The following is a 21,355-nucleotide window of genomic DNA, read 5'->3' on the forward strand; positions in this document are numbered from 1 at the left end:
AGCCTCAGAGCGCGGGCGTCAGGTGAAGAGGATTCGCGAAGACCGGTGTCCACGGCTTCATCACGATCCGGCGGAACAGCGAAGCCTTGGCGAACGGATCGTTGGCGGCCAGCTTCGTGGCCTCGTCCTCGTTGGGAACGTCGTAGACGAAGAGGGCGCCGCTGCCGTCGGCAAAGGGGCCGGCCAGCACGAGCCGGCCCTGTTGCAGCAGGTCCTGCAGATAGGCCCGGTGCGCGGGACGCGCCTCGGCGATGCGCTCGGGTTCCTGGTGGTATTCGACGAAGGCTGTGAATTTCATGATGGAGTTACCTGTTGAGAAAGCCGATGGAGATCCACGGCACCGCCGCCACCAGCACCGTGCCGATGAAGAGCGAGGCCATGTAGAGCCCGATGTGGCGCACGCCCTCGCTCGGGCTGGTGCGGCTGATGGCGCAGGCCGCGTAGTAGCCCACGCCGAAGGGCGGTGCGAAAAGGCCGATGCCCATCGCGAGCACGACGACCATCGCGTAGTGCACGTCGTGGATGCCGAGCTGCCGCGCGATCGGGAACAGGAGCGGCCCGAACAGCACGATCGCCGGGATGCCTTCGAGCACGCTGCCCAGCAGGACGAAGGCGAGGATCGAGACCGCCATGAAGCCTGCCGCGCCGCCGGGCAGCTTCGCCATCGCGGCGGCGAGGTCGCTCGAGAAGCCCGACTGCGTGAGCGCCCAGGCCATGCCGGTCGCGGTGCCGATGATCAGCAGGATCGCGCCGGAGAGGGCCGCGGTCTCCACCAGCGCGGGCCACACGCGCCGCAGGTCGAGCTTCCGGTAGATCAGCAGGCCCGCCAGCACCGTGTAGACGATGCCGATGGTCGAGACCTCGGTCGCGGTCGCGACGCCTTCGACCACCGCCGCGCGGATCACGAAGGGCAGCGCCAGCGCAGGCAGCGCCACGACGAAACTCTTGCCGACGACACCCCAGTCGACCCGCGCGCCCGAAGGCCGGCCCGCCTTGCGCGCGCGCCACCAGACCACCAGCCCGAGCATCGCGGCGAGCACCACGCCGGGCAGCAGTCCGCCGGTGAACAGGTCGGCGATCGAGATGCCCATGACCGAGCCGATCGTGATCAGGACCAGGCTCGGCGGAATGGTCTCGGTCTGCGCGCCGGTGGCCGACAGCAGCGCGACCATCTCGCCGTCCTCCGCGCCGCGCTCCTTCATCTCGGGGAAGAGCACCGGCGCCACCGCCGCCATATCGGCCGCCTTGGAACCCGAGATCCCCGACACGAGGTACATCGCACCGATCAGCACGTACGAGAGCCCGCCGCGCACATGTCCCAGCAGGTTGGCGAGGAACTGCACCATCGCCCGCGCCATCGAGGTCATCTCGATCAGCACCCCGAGGAACACGAAGAGCGGCACCGACAGCAGGATCAGATGCGACATGCCCTCGTCCATGCGCCCGACGATCACCATCGTCGGCGTCGAGGTGGTCAGCGCGAGATAGCCGAAGGTCGCGAGCCCGAACGAGAACGCGATCGGCACGCCGGTGAAGACCAGCAGCCCGACGCCCAGCACGAAGAACACCAGCAGGTTCGCGTTGCCCAGCCCCTGGAGCACCGGTTGCAGCAGCACCAGTCCGGCGACCACCGCGCCGCAGGCGATCACGGCGGCCAGCGCCATGCGCCGGCTCGACGTCCCCAGAAGACGCACCACGCTCGTGAGCAGGATGAGCCCGATGCCGACCGGCAACGCGGCTGCGCGCCACGCGTTGGAGATGTCGAGCGCGGGCAGGGTGACCATCGCCTCTTCGCTCGCGAACTCGAAGGCCGGATGGGCCACCAGCGCCAGCCAGGTCATCGCGGCGACCGTGGCCACCGCTTCGAGGAAGCCGCGCAGGCCCGGGTCCGCCTTGTCCACCAGCGCGGTCATGCGCATGTGGTTGCCGCGGCGGAAGGCCACTGCAGCGCCGAACATGATGAGCCAGATGAAGAGCAGCGAGGCCAGCTCGTCGACCCACACCAGCGGGCTGTGCAGCAGATAACGGCTGACCACGCCGCTGAAGAGCACCACGATTTCCGCGACGACCAGCAGGGCCGCCGGCACTTCGCAGAGCATCCCCAGCGCCTTGTCGGCGCACTGGAGAGCCCGCTGCGGCGCGCTTGCGCGCGTGGCCGCTTCAGGCGGATCGACGTGCTGTCGATGCATCCCGACCGCATGCGTAGACATGGCGCACCTCCTTCAATGCTGCGGCAGGCCGAGGACGTTGGCCTGGATCTCCGGATCGACGAAGCGCTCCAGCCGCTCGGGGTTCACGACGATCGTGACCTCGCAGGAGCCCGTGCCGACCGTGAGGCCCAGCAGGTGCCCGCCCGCGCCGTTGAAGGTGCCGTCCGTCACGGTGCCATGCGCATGGATCGAAGGCTTGCCCTCCTTCCACGCGATGGAGCCCGTCATGCTGGCCATCTCGACATTGCGGAAGGTCTTGGGGTCGAACTGCTTGCGGGCGAAGTCGTAGAAGCCGAAGGTCGCCTCGGACATGAAGCCGATGCCGACGAAGCTGGCGCTCGGGATCTTCTCGGCCTGCGCGAGCTGCTCCAGGCTCTGCAGCACGTTGTCGCCGTGGCGAAGGACCATGAGGTAGCCGGTGGGCGTCTTCATGTACTTGCCCTTGAGGTCCTGCGCCGCAGTGCCCTGCGAGAACGCCGTCATGGCCAGTGTCAATGCGCCGAGTGTGGCGAGTCGAGCGAGCGTTTTCATGATGTCTCCTGAAGAATCGTTGGGTGAGTTCGGCCGCGATCCCCGGCGCGGGGCCGGGGACCGTCGATCACGGGTTGGGAAAGGGGAGGGCTACGCGAGCGTGCCCGCGTACTTCTCGAGCAGCGCCCAGGTCTCGGCCGGGAACTTCTTCTGCCAGTCCTTGTAGAAGCCGGCCTTGCTCAGGAAGGCGCGGAAGCCGTCCAGCTCGGGCTGGTTGAAGACCATGCCGCGGCCCTTGAGCTCGTCGCGCAGGCGCGTGTTGAGCGCGGCCACCGCCTGGCGCTGCTTGACCGCGTACGCATCGAAGGTGGTGGACGCGATCTGGCGCAGGTCCTCGGGCAGCGCGTTCCAGGTGCGCAGGTTGCCGACCAGCCAGAAGCCGTCCCACACATGCGAGGTCAACGAGCAGTACTTCTGCACCTCGTAGAGCCGCTGCGTCTCGAGGATGGTCAGCGGGTTCTCCTGGCCGTCGACCACGCGGGTCTGCAGCGCGGTGTAGGTCTCGGCCATGTTGATGCCGGCGGGCGCGGCGCCGAATGCCTTGAACAGCGAGGTGAGCGCCGGGCTCAGCGGCACGCGGATCTTGAAGCCGCTCAGGTCCTGCGGCGACTGGATCTGCCGGCTGCTGCTGGTCACCTGCCGGAAGCCGTGGTCCCAGATCTTCGACTGCGGCATCAGGTTGACCTTGGCGAAAGCGGCGCGGATGTGCGCGCCGAGCTCGCCGTCCATGGCCTTCCACACATGGTCGTAGCTCGGGAACGCGAACCCGACGCCGCTGATCGAGGCCGCTGGCACCAGCGTGCCCCAGATAAGGCCCGCGGTGCTCACGAAGTCGATCGCGCCGGAGCGCACCTGCGAGATCATGTCGGTGTCGCTGCCGAGCTGGCTGTTGGGGAACACCTGGATGTTCAGCCGGCCATTGGATGCGCGCCCGATCTCCGCGGCCGCCGCGGTGAGGTTCGCGGTGGTCGGATGGCTCGGCGCCAGCGCGATGCCGAGCTTGTAGTTGAAGGTCTGCCCCGCGGCCCGCGCCGGGGTGGACAGCATCAGGGCCGGGGCCGCCGAGGCCGCCGCGATGGCAACACCCCGCCCGAGCACCTGGCGGCGCCCTCTGTCGAATCCACGCATGATTTGTCTCCTGTGGGTCTGTCTTGTGTTCTTGCGGGTCAGGCCGTCGCCGTCTTGCGGTTGCTGAGGTACTTCGAGAAGCTCCTCGCCCCGTCCCAGTCCTGGATCAGCGTCAGCCGCCGCTTGAGGAAGAGCCCGTCCGCCACCCGCTCGGCGAAGGCCTCGAAGGTCTCGGTCGGGTCGTCGATCTCGAAGACGAAGTACACCTTCGCCTCCTCGTTCGACAGCCATGGGCCCGCCAGCAGCTTCAGGTCGCCGGGCAGGTTGTGCGGCCGCACGCCGACGCGCAGCTTGCCGAGGAAATCGACGACGCCTTGCATCGTCCGTGGCGACATGTCGCGCAGCCACACTTCATTGAAAAATTTGGGCATCTCGGTGTCTCCTGGAGGGTTCGTGAATTCAGGCGGCCGCCACGCGATCGGTGTAGGCCTTCATCTGGTCCCAGCCCGAGAGCAGGGTGAGCTTGCGCCGCGCGAAGAGGCCGCTGACCACGCGTTCGGCGTAGGCGTCGAACATCGTCGAGGGGTCGTCGATCTCGAAGATGAACATCACCTTCGCTTCCTCCGCCGAGAGCCACGGCCCTGCGACCATGCGCAGGTCGGGCGGAAGGTTGTCGGGCTTGGTGCCGACGCTCAGGTTGCCGAAGAAGGCCACCGCCTCCTCCATCACCTCGGGCTTGATGTCCCCGAGCCAGACTTCATTGAGAAACAAAGGCATCGCTGTCTCCTGTTCGGTTTACGTGCCGCAACCCCTGCGGCGCGATGGCGCAAGAGTAGGAAACCGTGCCTTCGCGTCATAGACTCGAAACGAGATATCAGACTTTCCGCCCGAGGGGACATCGAATGACCGCCACCGACGCGACGCGCTTCATCCGCACCGACAGCGGCTATCTCATGGTGCTCAGGCAGGGCGACGATGTGTTCGCGCACCTGACCGGCTTGATGCGGGGGATGGACATCCCGAGCGCGAGCCTCGTCGGCCTCGGCTTCGGGCATGCGACCTTCGGCTTCTGGGATGCGCAGCAGCGCAGGTTCGACCCGCGCCGCTTCGAGAACGTGGAGATCGGCAGCCTCGTCGGAAGCCTTGCCTGGAAGGACGGCGAGCCCTTGCCCCACCTGCACGCGGTGGCCTGCGACAGCAGCTTCGCGGCCTACGGCGGGCACCTGCTCGCGCTGGAAGTCGGCACCGGATCGATGGAACTGACGATCACGCTGCACCCGCACCGCCTGGAGCGGCGGACCGACGGGCGCACCGGTGCGAACGTGCTCGACCTGTGCGGCGTCAGTACGTCTGGCCGAGTTGCTCCAGGATCGCCGGGTTCTCCAGCGTCGAGATGTCCTGCTTGATCGCCTCGCCGGCCGCCACGCTGCGCAGCAGGCGGCGCATGATCTTGCCGCTGCGGGTCTTGGGCAGGTTGTCGCCGAAGCGGATGTCCTTCGGCTTGGCGATCGGGCCGATTTCCTTCGCGACCCAGTCGCGCAGTTCTGCCGCGATCTTCTTGGCGTCTTCACCCTGCGGCCGGTTGCGCTTGAGCACCACGAAGGCGCAGATCGCCTCGCCGGTGGTGTCGTCGGGCCGGCCGACCACGGCGGCTTCGGCCACGAGGTCGGTCTTGCCGACCAGCGCGGACTCGATCTCCATCGTGCCCATGCGGTGGCCGCTGACGTTCAGCACGTCGTCGATGCGGCCGGTGATCGTGAAGTAGCCGGTCTTCGCGTCGCGAATCGCGCCGTCGCCCGCGAGGTAGTAGCGGCCCTGGAATTCATCGGGGAAGTAACTTTTCTTGAAGCGGTCGGGATCGTTCCAGATGGTGCGGATCATCGAGGGCCACGGGCGCTTGACGACCAGCATGCCGCCTTCGCCCCAGGGCATTTCCTGTCCGGTCTCGTCGACCACCGCGGCGGCGATGCCGGGGAAGGGCAGGGTGCAGGAACCCGGCACCAGCGGCGTGACGCCCGGCAGCGGCGTGATCATGTGGCCACCCGTTTCAGTCTGCCAAAAGGTATCGACAATCGGACAGCGGCGGCCGCCGACGTGCTCGTGATACCACTCCCAGGCGGCCGGATTGATCGGCTCGCCCACCGAACCGAGGATGCGCAGGCTCGACAGGTCGTAGCGCGAGGGGTGCACCGCCGGGTTGCTTTCGGCGGCCTTGATGAGCGAGCGGATCGCGGTCGGTGCCGTGTAGAAAACCGTCACGTGATGGTCCTGGATCATCTTCCAGAAGCGGCCGGCGTCCGGATACGTGGGCACGCCCTCGAACACGACCTGCGTTGCGCCGAGCGCCAGCGGCCCGTAGGTGATGTAGCTATGGCCGGTGACCCAGCCGATGTCGGCGGTGCACCAGAAGACATCCTCGGGCCGCAGGTCGAAGGTCCAGTGGCAGGTCAGCGCCGCGTGCAGCAGGTAGCCGCCGGTCGAGTGCTGCACGCCCTTGGGCTTGCCGGTGGAGCCGGAGGTGTAGAGCAGGAAGAGCGGGTGCTCCGCCTCCACCCACTCGGGCTCGCAGCTCACGCTCTGCGCAGCGACGATGTCGGCCAGCCACAGGTCGCGCGGGGCCTGGAAGGGCACCGCCCCGCCGGTGCGTCGCGCCACCAGCACGTTGCGCACGCTGTCGCAGCCGCCGAGCATCAGTGCCTCGTCGACGATCGCCTTCAGGGGCAGGTGCTTGCCGCCGCGCGCCTGCTGGTCGGCGGTGATGACCAGCACCGCGCCGGTGTCGGCGATGCGGTCGCGCAGAGCCTGCGCCGAGAAGCCGCCGAACACCACCGAATGGATCGCGCCGATGCGCGCGCAGGCCTGCATCGCCACCACGCCGTCGATCGACATCGCGATGTAGATGACCACCCGGTCGCCCTTCTTCACGCCGAGCGACTTCAGCGCATTGGCGGTGCGGCAGACGCGCTCCAGCAGGTCGCTGTAGCTCACGTGGGTGACCTGGCCGTCGTCGGCTTCGAAGATCAGCGCGGTCTTCTTGCCGAGGCCGCGCTCGATGTTCCGGTCCAGGCAGTTGTAGGAGGCGTTCAGCGTGCCGTCGCCGAACCACCGGAAGAACGGCGCCTGGCTGCTGTCGAGCACCTGGGTGAAGGGCTGCTTCCAGTCCAGGTATTCGCGGGCGAGCCGGGCCCAGTAGGCCTCGTGGTCCGCATCGGCTTCGGCCACCAGCCGGTCGTAGGCCTCGCGGCCGGACACGTGGGCGCTGCGGACGAGGGCTTCGTCGGGCGCGTAAAGGGCGGTGGAAGCGGAAGTTGTCGCTGGCGTGGCGGTCGTCATGTCGGCTCCTGAAGGTGTGATCGACCCTGGCAGGCCAGCCGCGCCCAGGCCCCGGCACCGGCCGGGTTTCCGCCCGGGCTCTTTGCGCGAGGTTTGACGCGTGTCATGCTTGCCTTGGGTCTCGTACTCAAGAATGGGTGGCTGAAGGATCGCCCACGAACTTTTCAGGAGACACACAAGAACATGACGAATGTTTGCAGCAGCCGGGCAGCGGCGGCACCCGCGCCGGCGCCGCTGGAGCGCTACCTGACCCTGCAGACCGGTCTCGACCTGCTCGACCAGGGCCTGTCGATCTTCGACCGGGACCTTCGTCTGGTGGCCTGGAACAAGGCCTACGTGCGACTGCTCGACTTTCCCGAGGAGATGGTCTACCTGGGCGCGCCGTTCGAGAGCTTCATCGGCTACAACGCCCGCCGCGGCGAATACGGTCCCGGCGATCCCGATGCGCTGGTGGCCGAGCGGGTCGCCGCCGCGCGCACCTTCGCCACGCACGAGATCGAGCGGGTGCGGCCCGACGGACGCGTGCTGCGCATCCGCGGCGAACCGGTCCCGGGCCACGGCTTCGTCACCTTGTATCTGGACGTGACCGAGCAGCGCCGCGCCGAGCGGATCATTCGCGACCACGCCGCCGAGCTCGAAGCGCGCGTCGCGGCGCGGACCAGCGCGCTCCAGCGCAGCGAGGAGCGGATGCGCCTCATCATGGATTCGATACCCGCCCTGGTGGCCTACTTCGACCGCCGGCGCGTGTACGAATACCTCAACCGGGGTTACCGGGACTGGTTCCTCGTCGACACCGCGCGGCCCGAATGCGCGAGCGCGAAGCGCTTTTTGGGCGAGTCGGTGTATGCGGTCGTCAAGCCGCACGTTCTGCGCGCGCTGGCCGGGGAGACGCGCAGCTTCGAATACGAGCTCTTCACGCACGAAGGCCAGCGGCGCGCGGTGCGGACCTCGCTGGTTCCCGATCACGGGCCCGATGGCAGCGTGGCCGGCTGCTTCGAGCTCACCTTCGACATCACCGAGGAGAAGCGCTCGCAGGCGCTGCTGGCGCGCGCGCACAAGCTCGAATCGCTGGGCCACCTGACCGGCGGCCTGGCGCACGACTTCAACAACATCCTGACGGTGGTGATCGGCAACCTCGCGGCGCTCGCCGACGAACGGCCCGCCGACCCCGCGCTGCCCGAGTACGTAGAGCCGGCGCTCGAAGCCGCGCGGCGCGGCGCGGATCTCGTGCGCGGCCTCCTGAGCTTCGCGCGGCGGCAGCCGCTGCAGGCGGCGGCGGTGCATGTCGGCGCGCTGGTCGAGACGGTGGCGCGGCTGGTGCGCCGGTCGCTGCCGGAGACGCTGCGCCTCGACGTGGACGTGGGCGATGCGGCACTCTGGACATGGATCGACGCCACCCTGCTCGAACAGGCGCTGCTCAACCTGGTGCTCAATGCGCGCGATGCCTGCGGCGCGGACGGTCGCATCTCGCTGCGTGCGCGCGCAGCGCACATCGATGCAACCGTGGCTGCGCCCCTGCAACTGTCGGCAGGCGACTGCGTGCGAATCGAAGTCGAGGACACCGGCAGCGGCATGGACGAGTACACGCTCGCGCATCTGTTCGAACCTTTCTTCACCACCAAGGCGCCGGGCCGCGGCACCGGACTCGGCATGGCCGTGGTGTACGGCTTCATCAAGCAGTCGGGCGGCGCGATCGACGTGCGCAGCGCGCCGGGGCGCGGCACCACGGTGACCGTCTGGCTGCCCGCCGCGGAGCCGCCTGCGCCCGATGCGGGGCCCGACGAAGCCGGCACAGGCGTGCCGCGCGCGGCCGACCGGGGACTCGCGCTGCTGGTGGACGACGACGCGCAGGTACGCCGCGCGATCCGGCGCAGCCTGCTCGAACTCGGCTACGTGGTGCTCGAAGCGGACAGCGGCGCCGAAGCCCTGAAGCTCCTGGCCAACACGCCGGGCATCACGCTCCTGCTGTCGGACGTGGTGCTGGGCGGCGAGATCGACGGAAGCGCGGTCGCGCAGGCGGCGCGCACGCAGGGGAAGGCCGGCGCCGTGGTCCTCATGAGCGGCAATGCGCCCGGCGACCTGCCGAGGCTTGCGGGCATTCCACTCTTGACCAAGCCCTTCACCTCGGAACAACTCGGCCGCGCCATCGAAGAGGGAACACCGTCATGAGCGAAAAAGAGCAGCAGCACGCCGGCACCGGCACGGTGCATCGTGCCGGGGGCGAGGAAGCGGGCACGCGCGCGCTGGTCTTCGTCATCGAGGACGACACCGGCGTCGCGCGCCTGGTGCTCTCGGCCTTGCAGGAATACGGCTTCAACTGCGAGACCTTCGGCAGCGGTGCCGCGGCGCTGCGAAGGCTTCAAATCGAGAAGCCCGACCTGTGCATCATCGATCTGGGCCTGCCCGACATGGATGGCTTCGACCTCATGCGGCGCATCACCGCCGCGTCGAATTCGGGCGTGCTGATTCTCACCGGGCGCGGCCATCCGGCCGACCGGGTGATGGGTCTGGAGATGGGCGGCGACGACTACGTGGTGAAGCCCTTCGAGGCGCGCGAACTGGTGGCGCGCGTGCGCAGCATCCTGCGCCGGCGCGGCCTCGCGCCGGGGCAGCCGCCGGGCAAGCGGCGCTACGCGAGCTTCCTGGGATGGCGCGTCGATTGCGGGGCCAATCTGCTGCGCGCGCCCGACGGCGCCGAACACCAGGTCGGAACGGCCGAGATGCAGGTGCTGCGCGCGTTCATCGAGCGGCCGCACCAGATCCTCACCCGCGAACAGCTCACCGGCTCGCGCGACCTCGCGCCGACCGACCGCAGCATCGATGTGCGGATTTCGCGGCTGCGGCGGAAGATCGAGGCCGATCCGCACGATCCGGCGGTGATCAAGACGGTGTATGGGGCGGGGTACCTGTTTGCGGCGGATGTGAGTTGGGAGTGACAAGGATGAAACTATTTTTTCTGAATTTGAGGATTGTGTGAAAAAATAGTTTCATGCCACGACGTTCGGATGCGCTCGACAACCTTCCATCGGCCGCGACGGCCGCCCTGAGCCGCCTCGGCGCGGATCTCGCGCTGGCGCGCAAGCGGCGCAAGCAATCGCTCCGAAACTGGGCACTCCGGTTGAACGTCTCGGTGCCCACGCTGGTCAAGCTCGAAAAAGGCGACCCCGCCGTCTCCGCCGGCGTCTATGCGACAGCACTCTGGATGATCCAGCGACACGAGGCACTCGCCGCCCTTGCGGAGCCAAGGCAGGACCTCGCGGCGCTGGAGAACGAGGTTCAGGCGGCGTCCCGTCGCGGAGCAAGGAAGGTGGGCCATGTCTGAGCGATCACCCTATGTGCCGAAGGAGGCCCTGAGCCTCTGGATGCTCGCCGACCCGCGGCACCCTGTTCTCGTGGGCGAGATTTCGCTCGTCCTTGGCGGGCAAGGCGTGGCGCTCAGATATTCGGAGCCGTGGCGTACTCGCGGCTTTGCGCTCAGCGAGGACCTTCCGCTTGTCGATGAACTCTTCATGCCGTCGCAGAAGCAGGAGGCCGTCGGCGCCGTCGATGACGCCCGCCCGGATCGATGGGGCGAGCGCGTCATCCGCAAATTCGAGCGCTCGTCGCGGATGTCGCTGCTCGAATACCTGCTGTTCGCCGGTGACGACCGCTATGGCGCGCTCGGGGTGAGCCAGCAGGCGCACAGCTACGAGCCTTGGCCCGCATCGCCGATGCCCACGCTTGGCGACCTTCCGGCGATGCAGGAGGTGATTCGCAAGATCATCGCCAATGAACCCGTCGGAAAGATCGAGGAGCGATTCTTGCGTCCTGGTGTCTCGCTCGGTGGCGCACGACCGAAGTCCGTTGTCGAAATCGATGGACATCCCTGGCTGGTCAAGTTTGGAGAGGGCGAGCCCGAAGACACGCCACTCATCGAGCACGCCTGCATGTCGCTGGCCGCCCGCTGCGGCATCGAGGTCGCGCCGACACGGGCGCTGCGGGTGGGTGATCGGCATGCGATCGCGGTGCGCCGCTTCGATCGCGCCCCTGGCATACGCCGCCATGCGATCTCGGCCCACGTGGTATTGCGCGCCGTGGGCGAGGAATACGGCTATCCGCAACTGGCGCAGCAGATGCGCCGCATGGCGCGGCCCGACGACATCGCGCGCCAGCAGGCGCAGTTGTTTCGACGCATGGTCTTCAATGTCTTCATGGACAACACCGACGACCACGAGAAGAACCATGCGCTGCTGCGCGAGCCCGACGGAAGCTGGTCGCTGTCTCCCGCATTCGACATCGTTCCCAGCATGAGCGGGCTCGGCTACCAAGCCATGGCGATCGGCCGCGAAGGCACTTTATCGACCCTCGACAACGCGCTCTCGAACGTCGGCGCTTTCGGGCTCAAGTTGCGCGAGGCGAAGGCCATCGCGCGCGAGATCGCCATGGTGGTCGGCGGCTGGCATCGCGAGTTCAAGGCTTGCGGCGTCACTGCGACCGACACGGACATGCTCTCTCAGTATCTCGACAACGAGAGGACCGGCGCGCAGAAATCGACCGCCATGGGCTTCCAGCGCTGACAATGCGCACTCCGCCGCCGCAGCACTGAAACGCCTTGCGAATCCTGCTCGTCTCAGATCTTCATTACGCGCTGCGCCAGCTCGACTGGGTGGTGAGCGCGGCGCCGGACTACGACCTGGTGGTGCTCGCGGGTGACCACATGGATGTGAGTTCGCCGGTGTCGCTCGACACGCAATCGCTGGTGCTCCTGCGGTACTTCTCCCTCGCGAATCCGGGCAGGTCGCTGGTGGTGGCTTCGGGAAATCACGACCTCACCGGTGCCGACCCGCACGGGGAGCGCGCCGCCCTCTGGCTGCCGGAGAGCCGCCGCGCCGGCATCGCGATCGACGGCGATTCGCTGATGCTGGGCGACACGCTCGTCACCGTCTGCCCGTGGTGGGACGGCCCTGCCGGCCGTGCCACGCTCGAAGCGCAACTGGCGGCCGACGCGCAACGCCGTCCTGCGCGCTGGGTGTGGATCTATCACTGGCCGCCCATGGGCTCGCCCACCTGCTGGACCGGCAAGCGCCACTACGGCGATGCCGACGTGGCTGGCTGGATCGCGCAATATCAGCCCGACTTTGTGCTCACCGGCCATGTGCACGAGCCGCCGTTCAAGCCCACAGGCGCGTGGGCAGACCGCATCGGCACCACCTGGGTCTTCAATCCCGGCCGGCAGATCGGGCCGGTGCCGGCGCACATCGTGATCGATCTCGACGAAGGCACCGCGTCGTGGCATTCATTGATGGGCGAGGAAGCGCTCCAGCTTGGTGCGGAATGCGCACCGGCACGGTCGGTTTTCTGACGATCCTCGGGGTTCAATAGTCCGGATGCGGCTCCCGCGCCGAGCCGGGCTGCGCCGCCGGCCCCTGCCGATGCGCGAGCTGGCCGAGCACGTGCGAGACCATCGCGAGGCCCGGCGAATCCCCGTACTGGTTCTTCAGGTCCGCGAGATAGGTCGTGACGAAGTGCAGTCGCTCGGCCAGGCCGCGTGCGACCGCGCGCATCACGGCCGGATCGCTCATGAGAAAGGCGCGGCCATCGCTCGCATGGCGGAGGATGCACGTCGTGCCCGCCACCACGGTGGCGCTGATGGGCGAATCCAGCAACAGCGAAATCTCGCCGATCGCGGCGCCCGGCTTGCTGATGGAATTGATTGCCGTGCCGGCCTTGCTGACTTCGAGCACACCCGAGACGAGCACCCACAGCGCTCCGCCCGCTTCGCCCTCCCGCACGACCGTGTCGCCCGGCGTGAGCGTGATCTCCGGCAGCCCGGCGGTGTGGTGCAGCAGTTCGTCCATGTGCGAGTGACAGGCAAGGGCCGTGCCGCCCGCAAGTGCGCCGCAATGCTGCACCGGTGCGACCCAATGTGACGAATGATTGCACCGCCCACCGCGCCGGATGAGTGCCTCGCAGAATCGTTTCGAACCCCAATCAGGAGACCGACGATGAGCGAACCCGTGGTGGAAAAGATCCAGGCCAGCGCCAAGTACCGCGAACTGCGCAGCAAGCGCAACCGCTTCGGCGTGTGGCTGACCGTGCTGATGTTGATCGTGTACTACGGCTACATCGCGCTGATTGCCTTCAACAAACCCTTTCTCGCCCAGCCCGTGGGCAGCGGCGTGACGACCATCGGCATTCCGATCGGGCTCGGCGTGATCGTCTTCACCATCGCGATCACGGCCTTCTACATCCGCCGCGCCAACGGCGAGTTCGATCGGCTGACGCGCGAGATCCTCCAGGAGGCGACGCGATGAAACACCACGCACTTTCACGCGCAGCGGTAGCGGTCGCCCTTGCGGGTGTGGCCGGTCTGGCGTTCGCCGCGGGCGGCGATGTCGGCCAGGTCGCCAAGCAGCCGACCAACTGGATCGCGATCGGCATGTTCTCCGGCTTCGTGCTGCTCACGCTGTGGATCACCAAGTGGGCCGCGTCGCGTACCAAGTCCGCCGCCGATTTCTACACGGCGGGCGGTGGCATCACCGGCTTCCAGAACGGTCTCGCGATCGCCGGCGACTACATGTCGGCGGCGTCCTTCCTCGGCATTTCCGCCGCGGTGATGGCGACCGGCTACGACGGCCTGATCTATTCGATCGGCTTCCTGGTGGGCTGGCCGATCATCACCTTCCTGATGGCGGAACGGCTGCGCAACCTCGGCAAGTTCACCTTCGCGGACGTTGCGGGCTACCGATTCAAGCAGGGACCGATCCGCGGCTTCGCCGCCTCGGGCACGCTGGTGGTGGTGGCCTTCTACCTCATCGCGCAGATGGTGGGCGCGGGGCAGCTCATCAAGCTGCTCTTCGGGCTGGACTACTGGGTCGCAGTCGTCATCGTCGGCGCGCTGATGATGATCTACGTGCTCTTCGGCGGCATGACGGCCACCACCTGGGTGCAGATCATCAAGGCGGTGTTGTTGCTCGCGGGCGTGACCTTCATGGCGATCATGGTGCTCGCGGCCTTCGGCTTCAGCCCCGAGGCGCTGTTCGCCAAGTCGGTGGAAGTGCGCACGCAGATCGCGGCCAACGGCGGCAAGAGCCCGGCGGAGGCGTCGGCGATCGGCCTGTCGATCATGGGCCCCGGCGGCTTCGTGAAGGACCCGATCTCGGCCATCTCGTTCGGCATGGCGCTGATGTTCGGCACCGCCGGCCTGCCGCACATCCTGATGCGCTTCTTCACCGTGCCCGATGCCAAGGAAGCGCGCAAGTCGGTGTTCTGGGCCACCACCTGGATCGGCTACTTCTACCTTCTGATCTTCATCATCGGCTTCGGCGCGATCACGCTGGTGCTGACCAACCCCGAATTCGCCGATGTCGCGACCGGCAACATCAAGGGCGGCGCCGGCGCGGCCAACATGGCGGCGGTGCTGGTCGCCAAGTCGGTGGGCGGCAACGTGTTCTACGGCTTCATCTCGGCGGTGGCCTTCGCGACCATCCTCGCGGTGGTGGCGGGCCTCACGCTCTCGGGCGCCTCGGCCGTGTCGCACGACGTGTACGCCACGTTGATCAAGAAGGGCCAGGCCGACAGCCGCGCGGAGCTGAAGGTCTCGCGCATCACCACGCTCGCGCTCGGCGTCGTCGCGGTGCTGCTGGGCATCGCCTTCGAGAAGCAGAACATCGCCTTCATGGTGTCGCTGGCTTTCGCGATCGCGGCGTCGGCCAACTTCCCGGTGCTGTTCATGTCGGTGCTCTGGAAGGACTGCACCACGCGCGGCGCGGTGATCGGCGGATCGCTCGGCCTGATCTCGTCGGTGGCGCTGACCATCGTGTCGCCCTCGGTGTGGGAAGCGACGCTGGGCAATCCGAAGGGCTCGGCACTGTTCCCGTACGCATCGCCGGCCCTCTTCTCGATGGTCATTGCCTTCGCCGGCATCTGGATCTTCTCGCTGATGGACCGCAGCAAGCAGGCGCAGAAGGAGAGGGCGGCGTTCCCGGCGCAGCAGGTGCGATCGGAGACCGGGCTGGGAGCGTCGGCGGCTTCCGCGCACTGATCAGGCGGCGAGGCTGCGCAGCTTGAGAAAAGCCAGCGCAGCCATCACCGCATCGTTGAGCGCATCGTGCGCCGGCCGCTGCGGCAGTGCCAGGTCGGCCATGATGGTCGCGAAGCGCAGGTCCATGTCACCGCCACGCTCGTGCACCGGGCGCTGGCGGTTCTTGTATTCGTAGTAGAGGGCCGAGACCTCGATCTTCGGCTGCGGCAGGCCCATGCCGAGCATCGGGAAGAGGGCGCGGTCGATCATCGCGACGTCGAATTCGAGGTAGTAGCCGACCAGCGGCCGGCTGCCGATGAAGGTCATCAACTGCTTCAGCGCATCGTCCATCGCGATGCCCTTCGCCACGTCGCGCTCGCGCAGTCCATGCACGCGAACGCTGTCGGCCGACAGGGCGCGGCGTTCGGGCCTGACCAGCAGTTCCAGCCGCTCGCTGCACAGCACGCGGTTGCCGCGGATTCGCACGGCCGCGATGGCGACGATCTCGTCGCGGCGCACGTCGAGCCCGGTGGTCTCGCAGTCGAGGGCCACCCATTCATCGGGCGGCGGCGCATCCCACATGAAGCCGAAGCGCGGGTCGCCCAGGTGGTAGAGCAGCCACCGGCGCTTGATCTCCGCGAACGGGCCACTCACACCGCGTCCAGGTGAAATCGCTGCCGCAGCGTGCGGCGGAAGCGCTTGACGACCTGCAGCGTGTCCTTGAGCAGATCGCGGTCGAGACTGTTGAGCTTGGCGGGATCGACCCGGCCGCTCACCGTCTTGCCCGCTTCGAGCTCTTCCAGTCCCGCGGCGAGACGCAGGTTCATGAAGAAGTGCAGGCTCTGCAGCACCTCGTCGGCCAGCGTGCGTTCGATCTGCCCGCGTGCGGCCAGCGCCTGCAGGCGTGCGGCGGTCGACGTATCCGGCAGGTGCGCCGCCAGCGCGAGGCTTCGCACCCCGTGCACCAGCGGGAACAGGCCCTGCTTCTTGATGTCGAGACTGCGCTCCACGTCGTCGCCGAAGTCGAGGATGCGAGACCACCAGCCCGTGTCGGCCGCGAAGGCATCGACCGCCGAGGCGAAGCGCGCGAGCATGGGCTGGTTGTCGGTGGCGATCGCGAACAGGCGTTCGCGCACGCCCGCGAGCAGCGCGGCATCGCCGCAGACCGCATGCGCATCGAGGAAGATCGCGAGCGACATGAGCTTGTCGCCGTCGGGCTGCAGCAGCCAGTCTTGCGCGCGTTGCGCGAACTCGCGTACGCTGCCGCGCCAGAGCGGGTTCGACAGCATCACTCCGCCGGGGCAGGGCGGATAGCCGAAGTCCACCAGCGCCTGCGTCATGCGCGCGCAGATCGCATCGAGGTCGCCGGGCGGTGTGTAGCCGTCGCGCAGCAGCAGGCCGTTGTCCTGGTCGGTCTTGAGCAGCTGCTCGCCACGGCCTTCGCTGCCCATCACGATGAGGCAGCTGTTGGCCACCAGCTCCGCCGGTGCGACGAGTTGCCACGTGCGCTCGAACAGCTTGGCGTTGAGTGCCTGCACCAGCGTGGCGATCTGCCCGACCCGCGTGCCGCCCCGGTGCAGCAGGTCGATGAGCCGCGTGATGTGTTCGCAGGCCTGTCCGAGCGCCGCAAGGTCGCGCGCCTCGGCGATCTCGCGGTTGATGAGGTACGAGTGGTTCGCGAGGAAGCTGAAGAGGTCCATCGCCTCCAGCACGCCGATCACCCGCTCGCCGCCCTCGTCCGCCATCACCACCACGCGATGCACCTTGTGCCGCACCATGACCGTGAGCGCGTCGCCCACCGGGTCGCCCGCGCGCACGCTGACCAGGCCGAAGCTCGCGACTTCGCCGACCGGCAGCCGGTCGAGCGGCGTGCCGTGCAGCACGGCGCGCTGCAAGGCGGTCACGGTGAAGATGCCGAGGCGCGGCGGATCGGCACGCTCGTCGCGCACCAGCACGTTGGTCGCACGCTCCGACTGGAAGAGCCGCACGACCGAGAGCACGTCGCAGTCTGCGGCGACGAAATGAGGCGCGCGAACCGCGATCGCATCGACGCGCGCAAGCTCCAGCGACTGCAGCTCATGCCGGCCGCGCTGGCCCGCGATCGCCGCCAGCTTGTTCGAAAGATCGGAGAAAAGCCGCGCGCCGAAGGTCGCATTGCGCGCGATCAGCCCGTTCACCACTTCGCGCGAGAGCTGGTAGGCCAGCACCTCTTCCGCCGCCACGAAGCGGCCCGCGACCTGCCCGGTCAGCAGGCTGCGTCCATCGAAGGTGTCATTGGGCCCGAAGCCCGCGACCGGCTCGGCGCCACCCAGTTCGTACTGGCGCACGAAGCCCTTGATGACCACGAAGAGGTGCGTCGGTGGGATGCCCGCATCGAGGATCGCATCGCCCTCGCGGAAGTAGGCGATGTCGACCCCGGCGCGGACGATCTGCTGCTCTTCGGCGGCGAGGCAATCGAAGGGCGACGCCTGGAAGTTGAAGGCGTTGGGCATCCGCGCACGATAGCGCGGGATGCCCGGATCAGGAACCCTTCGCGGGTTCCTCGAGCCAGTTGCCCGCGTCGAATTCCACCGGCGGCGCGTCCGGATCGAAGGACACGCCCGCCGGGTCTTCCCCGCGCTCGATGCGCTCCAGTTGCGCCTTGAGGTAGCGCCGCAGCATGACGATGCCGCGGTCGGAGGTCGCGAGGTGCTCCTCCGAGTGCTTCGCGATCGCGCCCTGGCTCACCATCGCCTCGTAGTCGCCGGGCATGCGCTGGTGCTCGGCCTCGGTGAGTTCCTCCCACAGCCGGCCGTTCATGCGCGAGCGCATGCGGGTGAGTTCGCCTTCCGAACTCACGCGGCCGACCACGTGGATGCGGAAGCTGTGATCGTCGATCGGCAGCACCCAGCCGAGCGATTCGAGCCGGCCGTACTTGCCCACGCGCGGGCTGGGGATCACGCGCAAGGTCGGCACGCCGGCCTGGCTGACGCGGCGGAAGACCTTGCCGTCCGGAAGATGGCGGATCGAGGTGGTGCGCACGCCGAGTTCGACGGTGTCCCAGGTCACCTCGGGCATGGTCGCCATCTGCTCGACGAACTGCGTGCCGCTGAAGGTGGAGTGCAGCACGACCACGTGAAAGGGATCGACCAGGTTCTCGTAGTGCTGCAGCCAGTTGCAAGGAACGATCTGCGGGCCGCCGCCGCCGATGCTCGCGTCGTTGGTTTCGAGGAACTCGCCTTCGCCGAGCCGCTCCAGCGCGTCGTAGCGCGGCAGCACCGGTTTCTTCTCGGGCGGGCCCATGTAGGCCCAGATGAGGCCATAGAGCTCCTGCACCGGATACCAGGGCTGGCGCACCCGGCCGCGCGACTTGCCCATCTCGGCTTCGCAGGGTTGCTCGACGCAATGGCCTTCGACGTCGAAAAGCCAGCCGTGATAGCAGCAGCGGATGCCGCGTTCTTCCACCTTGCCGTAGTAGAGCGACGCACCGCGGTGCGCGCAGTTCGGATGCACGAGGCCCGGGCGCCCGGTGCCGTCGCGGAAGAGGATCAGGTCTTCGCCCAGCACGCGCACTTGCCGCGGCGGGTCGCCGGCGTCGGCGCTGAGGCCGACCGGGTGCCAGTAGCGGCGCAGCAGTTCGCCCATGGGCGTGCCGGCGCCGACTTCGGTCAGCAGCGGGTTGTGCACGCCGGGCTTGCGGCCGTAGGCGGTGCCGGTGTCGACGGTGATCGGGATGACCTTCTTTTCGGCGGTCTCTGCGGTCGAGGGATTCATCATCGGGGTTCCTGGTGGTTCATTCGGCGGTGACGCCGGCAGCCTTGATCAGCTCGGCCACCCGCGGGAAGTCCGCCTGGTAGCTGGCCCGGAACTGCGCCGGTGTATTGCCCAGCGGCTCGAAGCCGAAGGCGACGAGGCGGCTCTGCACCTCGGGCATGCGCGTGATTTCGCGCAGCGCCTGGTTCCATTGCTCGATGACTGCCGGCGGGGTCTTCGCGGGCGCATAGACGCCGATCCAGCTGTCGAGGTCGAAGCCCGCGAAACCCTGGTCGGCGAAGGTCGGCACGTTCGGCAGCGTCGAGACGCGGCGGCTGCCCGCGATGCCGATCACCTTCATCTTCCCGGCCTGCGACTGCACGCGCGCGGTGGACGGATTCGCCCAGGCGAAGTCGAGCATGCCGCCGATCATGTCGTTGTGCGCCGCGGATTCGGACTTGTAGGCCACATGCGTGAGCGAGAGGCCGGACTGTCGCTTGAGCAACTCTCCCATCAGGTGCGCCTGCGAGCCGTTGCCCCAGGTGCCGTAGGTGAGACCGGGGTGCGCCTTGGCATAGGCGACGAATTCCTTGAGATTGGAATAGGGTGCGTCGGCGCGCGCCACCAGCATCGGGCCGCCGCTCGCGAGCTGCGAGATCGGCTCGAAGTCCTTCACCGGGTCGTAGGGCAGCTTCGGCTGGAGGATCGCGTTGTTGATGTGCGTGAGCGGCAGCGTGAAGAGCACGGTGTGCCCGTCCGGCGGCGCTTTCGCGACCGCATCGCTCGCGATGATGCCGCTCGCGCCGGGCTTGGGTTCGACGATCACGCTCTGGCCCCAGCGCTGCTGGAGCTTGTCGGCGTAGACCCGCGCGATCACGTCGATCGGCCCGCCGGCGGTGCCGAACGGGATGATGCGCACGACCCGGTTGGGGAAATTCGTCGAAGCCTGCTGGGCAAATGCGGCGGGCATCGCGCCGGCGAGGGCGAGCGTCGCCAGGCCGGTGATGCAGTTGCGCCGGCGCGCGCAGAAGCCGCCATCGTGGGGGCGAGCGGACATGCTTGTCTCCTGGGTTCTTGTAAGGTCCGCGTACGATAGAAGTCCGCGCCACGAGAAGCAATTCGAACATTTGGATAACTGATATGGGCCGCCCTGATATCCGCGGCGTCGATCTCGCGATGCTGCGGACCTTCGATGCCTTGCTGAGGGAGCGCAGCGTGTCGCGCGCAGCCTCGCGACTCTTTTTGAGCCAGCCGGCGGTGAGCGCATCCCTCAAGCGGTTGCGCGAGACCTTCGACGACCCGCTTTTCACCCGGACCGCGCACGGCGTGGTGCCGACCCCGCGTGCGCTCGCGCTCGCGCCGCGCGTCGAAGCGGTGCTGCAGGAACTACAGCAACTGCTGCATGCGGACCGCGCGTTCGACCCGGCGACCTCGGACCGCATCCTGCGCATCGGCGGCAGCGACCACAGCAGCCACACGATGCTGCCCGGGCTCTGCCGCGACCTGCATGCCCGCGGCTCGCGCATCCGCCTCGCGTGGGAACTGGCCGACTACAGCCGCATGCCCGAGCAACTGCGCAAGGGCGACATCGACATCGGCCTGCTGCCGAAGATGGCGCCGGCCGCCGGAGTGGAGACGGAACTGCTCTACGAAGACGCCTATATCGCGGTGGTGCGGCGTGGCCACCCGGGCTTCGCGGACGGCATGAGCATCGATGCCTTCTGCGCCGCGCCGCATGTGGTGCTGGGGCAAAGCCGCTCGGTGCTCGACGACACGATGGACCAGATCCTCGCCCGGCAGGGACGCGCACGCCATGTGCAGGCCGCGGTCACGACCTTCGGCCAGATGGCGGACCTGCTGGCCAGCACCGACGCGATGGCCGTCTTTCCGAAGCGCGTGGCCGAGCGCTACGCGGCAGAGCTCGAATCGATGCCGCTGCCGTTCGAGCTGCCGAGCTACAGCCTCTATGTGTGCTGGGACGCCCGCTCGAATGCGGACGAGGCGGTCATGTGGCTCAAGGAGGCACTGGTGCGCATGGGGCGCGCACAAGGGCTCACGGAATGAACGACAAGGGCCGTCTCGGGGCTGGCCTGGATCGCGGCGGCGAGCCGAGTACTCCCGGGACTATTCGATCGCCTTGGCCATGTCCTCCACGACCTTCTTGGCATCCCCGAAGACCATCATGGTCTTGTCCATGTAGAACAGCTCGTTGTCCAGCCCCGCATAGCCCGCGGCCATGCTGCGCTTGTTCACGATCACCGTCTTGGCCTTGTAGGCCTCCAGGATCGGCATGCCGTAGATCGGCGTGCCCTTCTGCAGCGCCGCCGGGTTCACCACGTCGTTGGCCCCCAGGATGATCGCCACGTCCGCCTGGCCGAACTCGCCGTTGATGTCTTCCATCTCGAAGACCTGGTCGTAGGGCACCTCGGCTTCGGCCAGCAGCACGTTCATGTGCCCCGGCATGCGCCCGGCCACCGGG

Annotated in this window: 22 protein-coding genes; 9 read left to right on the plus strand and 13 right to left on the minus strand. The window is 67.8% G+C overall.

All coding sequences use genetic code 11. From position 1 onward, the window contains the following. Positions 1–4 precede the first annotated feature (4 nt). From WKW77_RS24100 to WKW77_RS24125, 6 genes are all read right to left on the minus strand, one after another. Positions 5–298 carry a YciI family protein gene (locus WKW77_RS24100; RefSeq protein ID WP_340359415.1) on the minus strand — a complete coding sequence of 98 codons (294 nt, stop codon included), beginning with the start codon at positions 296–298 and terminating at the stop codon, positions 5–7. 7 nt (positions 299–305) lie between these two features. Continuing rightward, positions 306–2,189, minus strand: coding sequence for a TRAP transporter large permease (locus WKW77_RS24105; protein WP_340359444.1), 1,884 nt, complete (start codon positions 2,187–2,189; stop codon positions 306–308). A 33-nt stretch (positions 2,190–2,222) separates the two neighbouring features. Beyond that, complete coding sequence (locus tag WKW77_RS24110; RefSeq protein ID WP_422823254.1) at positions 2,223–2,741, minus strand: PPC domain-containing DNA-binding protein; 519 nt, start codon at positions 2,739–2,741, stop codon at positions 2,223–2,225. Between the two features lie 90 nt (positions 2,742–2,831). Further along, the gene (locus WKW77_RS24115; RefSeq protein WP_340359416.1) at positions 2,832–3,869 is read right to left on the minus strand and encodes a TRAP transporter substrate-binding protein; all 1,038 of its coding nucleotides are present in this window, start codon (positions 3,867–3,869) and stop codon (positions 2,832–2,834) included. Positions 3,870–3,907: 38 nt separating this feature from the next. After that, positions 3,908–4,240 (minus strand): hypothetical protein, encoded by a 333-nt coding sequence (locus tag WKW77_RS24120; protein WP_340359417.1) that lies wholly within the window; start codon positions 4,238–4,240, stop codon positions 3,908–3,910. 28 nt (positions 4,241–4,268) lie between these two features. Continuing rightward, a complete protein-coding gene (locus WKW77_RS24125; protein ID WP_340359418.1) occupies positions 4,269–4,586 on the minus strand; it encodes a hypothetical protein in 318 nt (105 codons plus the stop codon). Between the two features lie 125 nt (positions 4,587–4,711). On the opposite strand from WKW77_RS24125, the gene WKW77_RS24130 reads away from it, so the two are divergent. Beyond that, positions 4,712–5,215: a PPC domain-containing DNA-binding protein gene (locus WKW77_RS24130; RefSeq protein WP_340359419.1), complete on the plus strand. Its 504-nt coding sequence runs from the start codon at positions 4,712–4,714 to the stop codon at positions 5,213–5,215. On the opposite strand, the gene acs is transcribed toward WKW77_RS24130, so the two are convergent. Then, complete coding sequence (acs, locus tag WKW77_RS24135; protein ID WP_340359420.1) at positions 5,151–7,142, minus strand: acetate--CoA ligase; 1,992 nt, start codon at positions 7,140–7,142, stop codon at positions 5,151–5,153. The genes WKW77_RS24130 and acs overlap by 65 nt on opposite strands. Before the next feature lie 183 nt (positions 7,143–7,325). Between acs and WKW77_RS24140 the strand changes: the two genes are divergently transcribed. Genes WKW77_RS24140 through WKW77_RS24160 form a run of 5 tightly spaced genes read left to right on the plus strand, consistent with a single transcriptional unit; the run spans position 7,326 to position 12,483 of the window. After that, positions 7,326–9,311 carry a hybrid sensor histidine kinase/response regulator gene (locus WKW77_RS24140; RefSeq protein ID WP_340359421.1) on the plus strand — a complete coding sequence of 662 codons (1,986 nt, stop codon included), beginning with the start codon at positions 7,326–7,328 and terminating at the stop codon, positions 9,309–9,311. Next, positions 9,308–10,078, plus strand: coding sequence for a response regulator transcription factor (locus WKW77_RS24145; protein WP_340359422.1), 771 nt, complete (start codon positions 9,308–9,310; stop codon positions 10,076–10,078). The genes WKW77_RS24140 and WKW77_RS24145 overlap by 4 nt, the downstream gene beginning before the upstream one ends. A 53-nt stretch (positions 10,079–10,131) precedes the next feature. Further along, the gene (locus tag WKW77_RS24150) at positions 10,132–10,464 is read left to right on the plus strand and encodes a RodZ family helix-turn-helix domain-containing protein (RefSeq protein ID WP_340359423.1); all 333 of its coding nucleotides are present in this window, start codon (positions 10,132–10,134) and stop codon (positions 10,462–10,464) included. Then, the gene (locus tag WKW77_RS24155; protein WP_340359424.1) at positions 10,457–11,698 is read left to right on the plus strand and encodes a type II toxin-antitoxin system HipA family toxin; all 1,242 of its coding nucleotides are present in this window, start codon (positions 10,457–10,459) and stop codon (positions 11,696–11,698) included. Before WKW77_RS24150 ends, WKW77_RS24155 begins: the two co-directional genes overlap by 8 nt. Before the next feature lie 35 nt (positions 11,699–11,733). Continuing rightward, complete coding sequence (locus WKW77_RS24160; RefSeq protein ID WP_340359425.1) at positions 11,734–12,483, plus strand: metallophosphoesterase family protein; 750 nt, start codon at positions 11,734–11,736, stop codon at positions 12,481–12,483. 13 nt (positions 12,484–12,496) lie between these two features. Here WKW77_RS24160 and WKW77_RS24165 read toward each other — a convergent pair whose 3' ends face one another. After that, positions 12,497–12,979, minus strand: a complete 483-nt coding sequence (locus WKW77_RS24165) for a Crp/Fnr family transcriptional regulator (RefSeq protein ID WP_340359426.1) — start codon at positions 12,977–12,979, stop codon at positions 12,497–12,499. 147 nt (positions 12,980–13,126) lie between these two features. On the opposite strand from WKW77_RS24165, the gene WKW77_RS24170 reads away from it, so the two are divergent. Both WKW77_RS24170 and WKW77_RS24175 read left to right on the plus strand, forming a co-directional pair. Continuing rightward, a complete protein-coding gene (locus tag WKW77_RS24170; RefSeq protein ID WP_340359427.1) occupies positions 13,127–13,435 on the plus strand; it encodes a DUF485 domain-containing protein in 309 nt (102 codons plus the stop codon). Further along, a complete protein-coding gene (locus WKW77_RS24175; RefSeq protein WP_340359428.1) occupies positions 13,432–15,165 on the plus strand; it encodes a cation acetate symporter in 1,734 nt (577 codons plus the stop codon). Before WKW77_RS24170 ends, WKW77_RS24175 begins: the two co-directional genes overlap by 4 nt. Here the strand turns inward: WKW77_RS24175 and WKW77_RS24180 are convergent, their stop codons facing one another. Genes WKW77_RS24180 through WKW77_RS24195 form a run of 4 tightly spaced genes read right to left on the minus strand, consistent with a single transcriptional unit; the run spans position 15,166 to position 19,933 of the window. Continuing rightward, a complete protein-coding gene (locus tag WKW77_RS24180; protein ID WP_340359429.1) occupies positions 15,166–15,798 on the minus strand; it encodes a 3'-5' exonuclease in 633 nt (210 codons plus the stop codon). Beyond that, on the minus strand, positions 15,795–17,636 hold the full coding sequence (locus WKW77_RS24185; RefSeq protein ID WP_340359430.1) for a putative nucleotidyltransferase substrate binding domain-containing protein: 1,842 nt from the start codon (positions 17,634–17,636) through the stop codon (positions 15,795–15,797). The genes WKW77_RS24180 and WKW77_RS24185 overlap by 4 nt, the downstream gene beginning before the upstream one ends. A gap of 28 nt (positions 17,637–17,664) precedes the next feature. Continuing rightward, positions 17,665–18,897, minus strand: a complete 1,233-nt coding sequence (locus tag WKW77_RS24190; RefSeq protein ID WP_340359431.1) for a Rieske 2Fe-2S domain-containing protein — start codon at positions 18,895–18,897, stop codon at positions 17,665–17,667. Positions 18,898–18,916: 19 nt separating this feature from the next. Next, positions 18,917–19,933, minus strand: coding sequence for a Bug family tripartite tricarboxylate transporter substrate binding protein (locus WKW77_RS24195; RefSeq protein ID WP_340359432.1), 1,017 nt, complete (start codon positions 19,931–19,933; stop codon positions 18,917–18,919). A gap of 83 nt (positions 19,934–20,016) precedes the next feature. On the opposite strand from WKW77_RS24195, the gene WKW77_RS24200 reads away from it, so the two are divergent. Then, complete coding sequence (locus WKW77_RS24200) at positions 20,017–20,940, plus strand: LysR family transcriptional regulator (protein ID WP_340359433.1); 924 nt, start codon at positions 20,017–20,019, stop codon at positions 20,938–20,940. A 60-nt stretch (positions 20,941–21,000) separates the two neighbouring features. Here the strand turns inward: WKW77_RS24200 and WKW77_RS24205 are convergent. Next, the coding region (locus tag WKW77_RS24205; RefSeq protein ID WP_340359434.1) for an NAD(P)(+) transhydrogenase (Re/Si-specific) subunit beta at positions 21,001–21,355 on the minus strand (355 nt) is incomplete at its 5' end.

Origin of the sequence: Variovorax ureilyticus (assembly GCF_037889935.1) — a bacterium.
GTDB classification, from domain to species: domain Bacteria; phylum Pseudomonadota; class Gammaproteobacteria; order Burkholderiales; family Burkholderiaceae_C; genus Variovorax; species Variovorax ureilyticus.

What these genes read in the sequence shown, in the direction of transcription:
- WKW77_RS24120 (WP_340359417.1), bottom strand. Translation starts at nt 4,240, where the DNA reads ATGCCCAAATTTTTCAATGAAGTGTGGCTGCGCGACATGTCGCCACGG.
- WKW77_RS24130 (WP_340359419.1), top strand. Translation starts at nt 4,712, where the DNA reads ATGACCGCCACCGACGCGACGCGCTTCATCCGCACCGACAGCGGCTAT.
- WKW77_RS24105 (WP_340359444.1), bottom strand. Translation starts at nt 2,189, where the DNA reads ATGCATCGACAGCACGTCGATCCGCCTGAAGCGGCCACGCGCGCAAGC.
- WKW77_RS24185 (WP_340359430.1), bottom strand. Translation starts at nt 17,636, where the DNA reads ATGCCCAACGCCTTCAACTTCCAGGCGTCGCCCTTCGATTGCCTCGCC.
- WKW77_RS24195 (WP_340359432.1), bottom strand. Translation starts at nt 19,933, where the DNA reads ATGTCCGCTCGCCCCCACGATGGCGGCTTCTGCGCGCGCCGGCGCAAC.
- WKW77_RS24110 (WP_422823254.1), bottom strand. Translation starts at nt 2,741, where the DNA reads ATGAAAACGCTCGCTCGACTCGCCACACTCGGCGCATTGACACTGGCC.
- WKW77_RS24190 (WP_340359431.1), bottom strand. Translation starts at nt 18,897, where the DNA reads ATGAATCCCTCGACCGCAGAGACCGCCGAAAAGAAGGTCATCCCGATC.
- WKW77_RS24115 (WP_340359416.1), bottom strand. Translation starts at nt 3,869, where the DNA reads ATGCGTGGATTCGACAGAGGGCGCCGCCAGGTGCTCGGGCGGGGTGTT.
- WKW77_RS24155 (WP_340359424.1), top strand. Translation starts at nt 10,457, where the DNA reads ATGTCTGAGCGATCACCCTATGTGCCGAAGGAGGCCCTGAGCCTCTGG.
- WKW77_RS24145 (WP_340359422.1), top strand. Translation starts at nt 9,308, where the DNA reads ATGAGCGAAAAAGAGCAGCAGCACGCCGGCACCGGCACGGTGCATCGT.
- WKW77_RS24165 (WP_340359426.1), bottom strand. Translation starts at nt 12,979, where the DNA reads ATGGACGAACTGCTGCACCACACCGCCGGGCTGCCGGAGATCACGCTC.
- WKW77_RS24150 (WP_340359423.1), top strand. Translation starts at nt 10,132, where the DNA reads ATGCCACGACGTTCGGATGCGCTCGACAACCTTCCATCGGCCGCGACG.
- WKW77_RS24200 (WP_340359433.1), top strand. Translation starts at nt 20,017, where the DNA reads ATGGGCCGCCCTGATATCCGCGGCGTCGATCTCGCGATGCTGCGGACC.
- WKW77_RS24170 (WP_340359427.1), top strand. Translation starts at nt 13,127, where the DNA reads ATGAGCGAACCCGTGGTGGAAAAGATCCAGGCCAGCGCCAAGTACCGC.
- WKW77_RS24125 (WP_340359418.1), bottom strand. Translation starts at nt 4,586, where the DNA reads ATGCCTTTGTTTCTCAATGAAGTCTGGCTCGGGGACATCAAGCCCGAG.
- WKW77_RS24100 (WP_340359415.1), bottom strand. Translation starts at nt 298, where the DNA reads ATGAAATTCACAGCCTTCGTCGAATACCACCAGGAACCCGAGCGCATC.
- WKW77_RS24140 (WP_340359421.1), top strand. Translation starts at nt 7,326, where the DNA reads ATGACGAATGTTTGCAGCAGCCGGGCAGCGGCGGCACCCGCGCCGGCG.
- WKW77_RS24175 (WP_340359428.1), top strand. Translation starts at nt 13,432, where the DNA reads ATGAAACACCACGCACTTTCACGCGCAGCGGTAGCGGTCGCCCTTGCG.
- acs (WP_340359420.1), bottom strand. Translation starts at nt 7,142, where the DNA reads ATGACGACCGCCACGCCAGCGACAACTTCCGCTTCCACCGCCCTTTAC.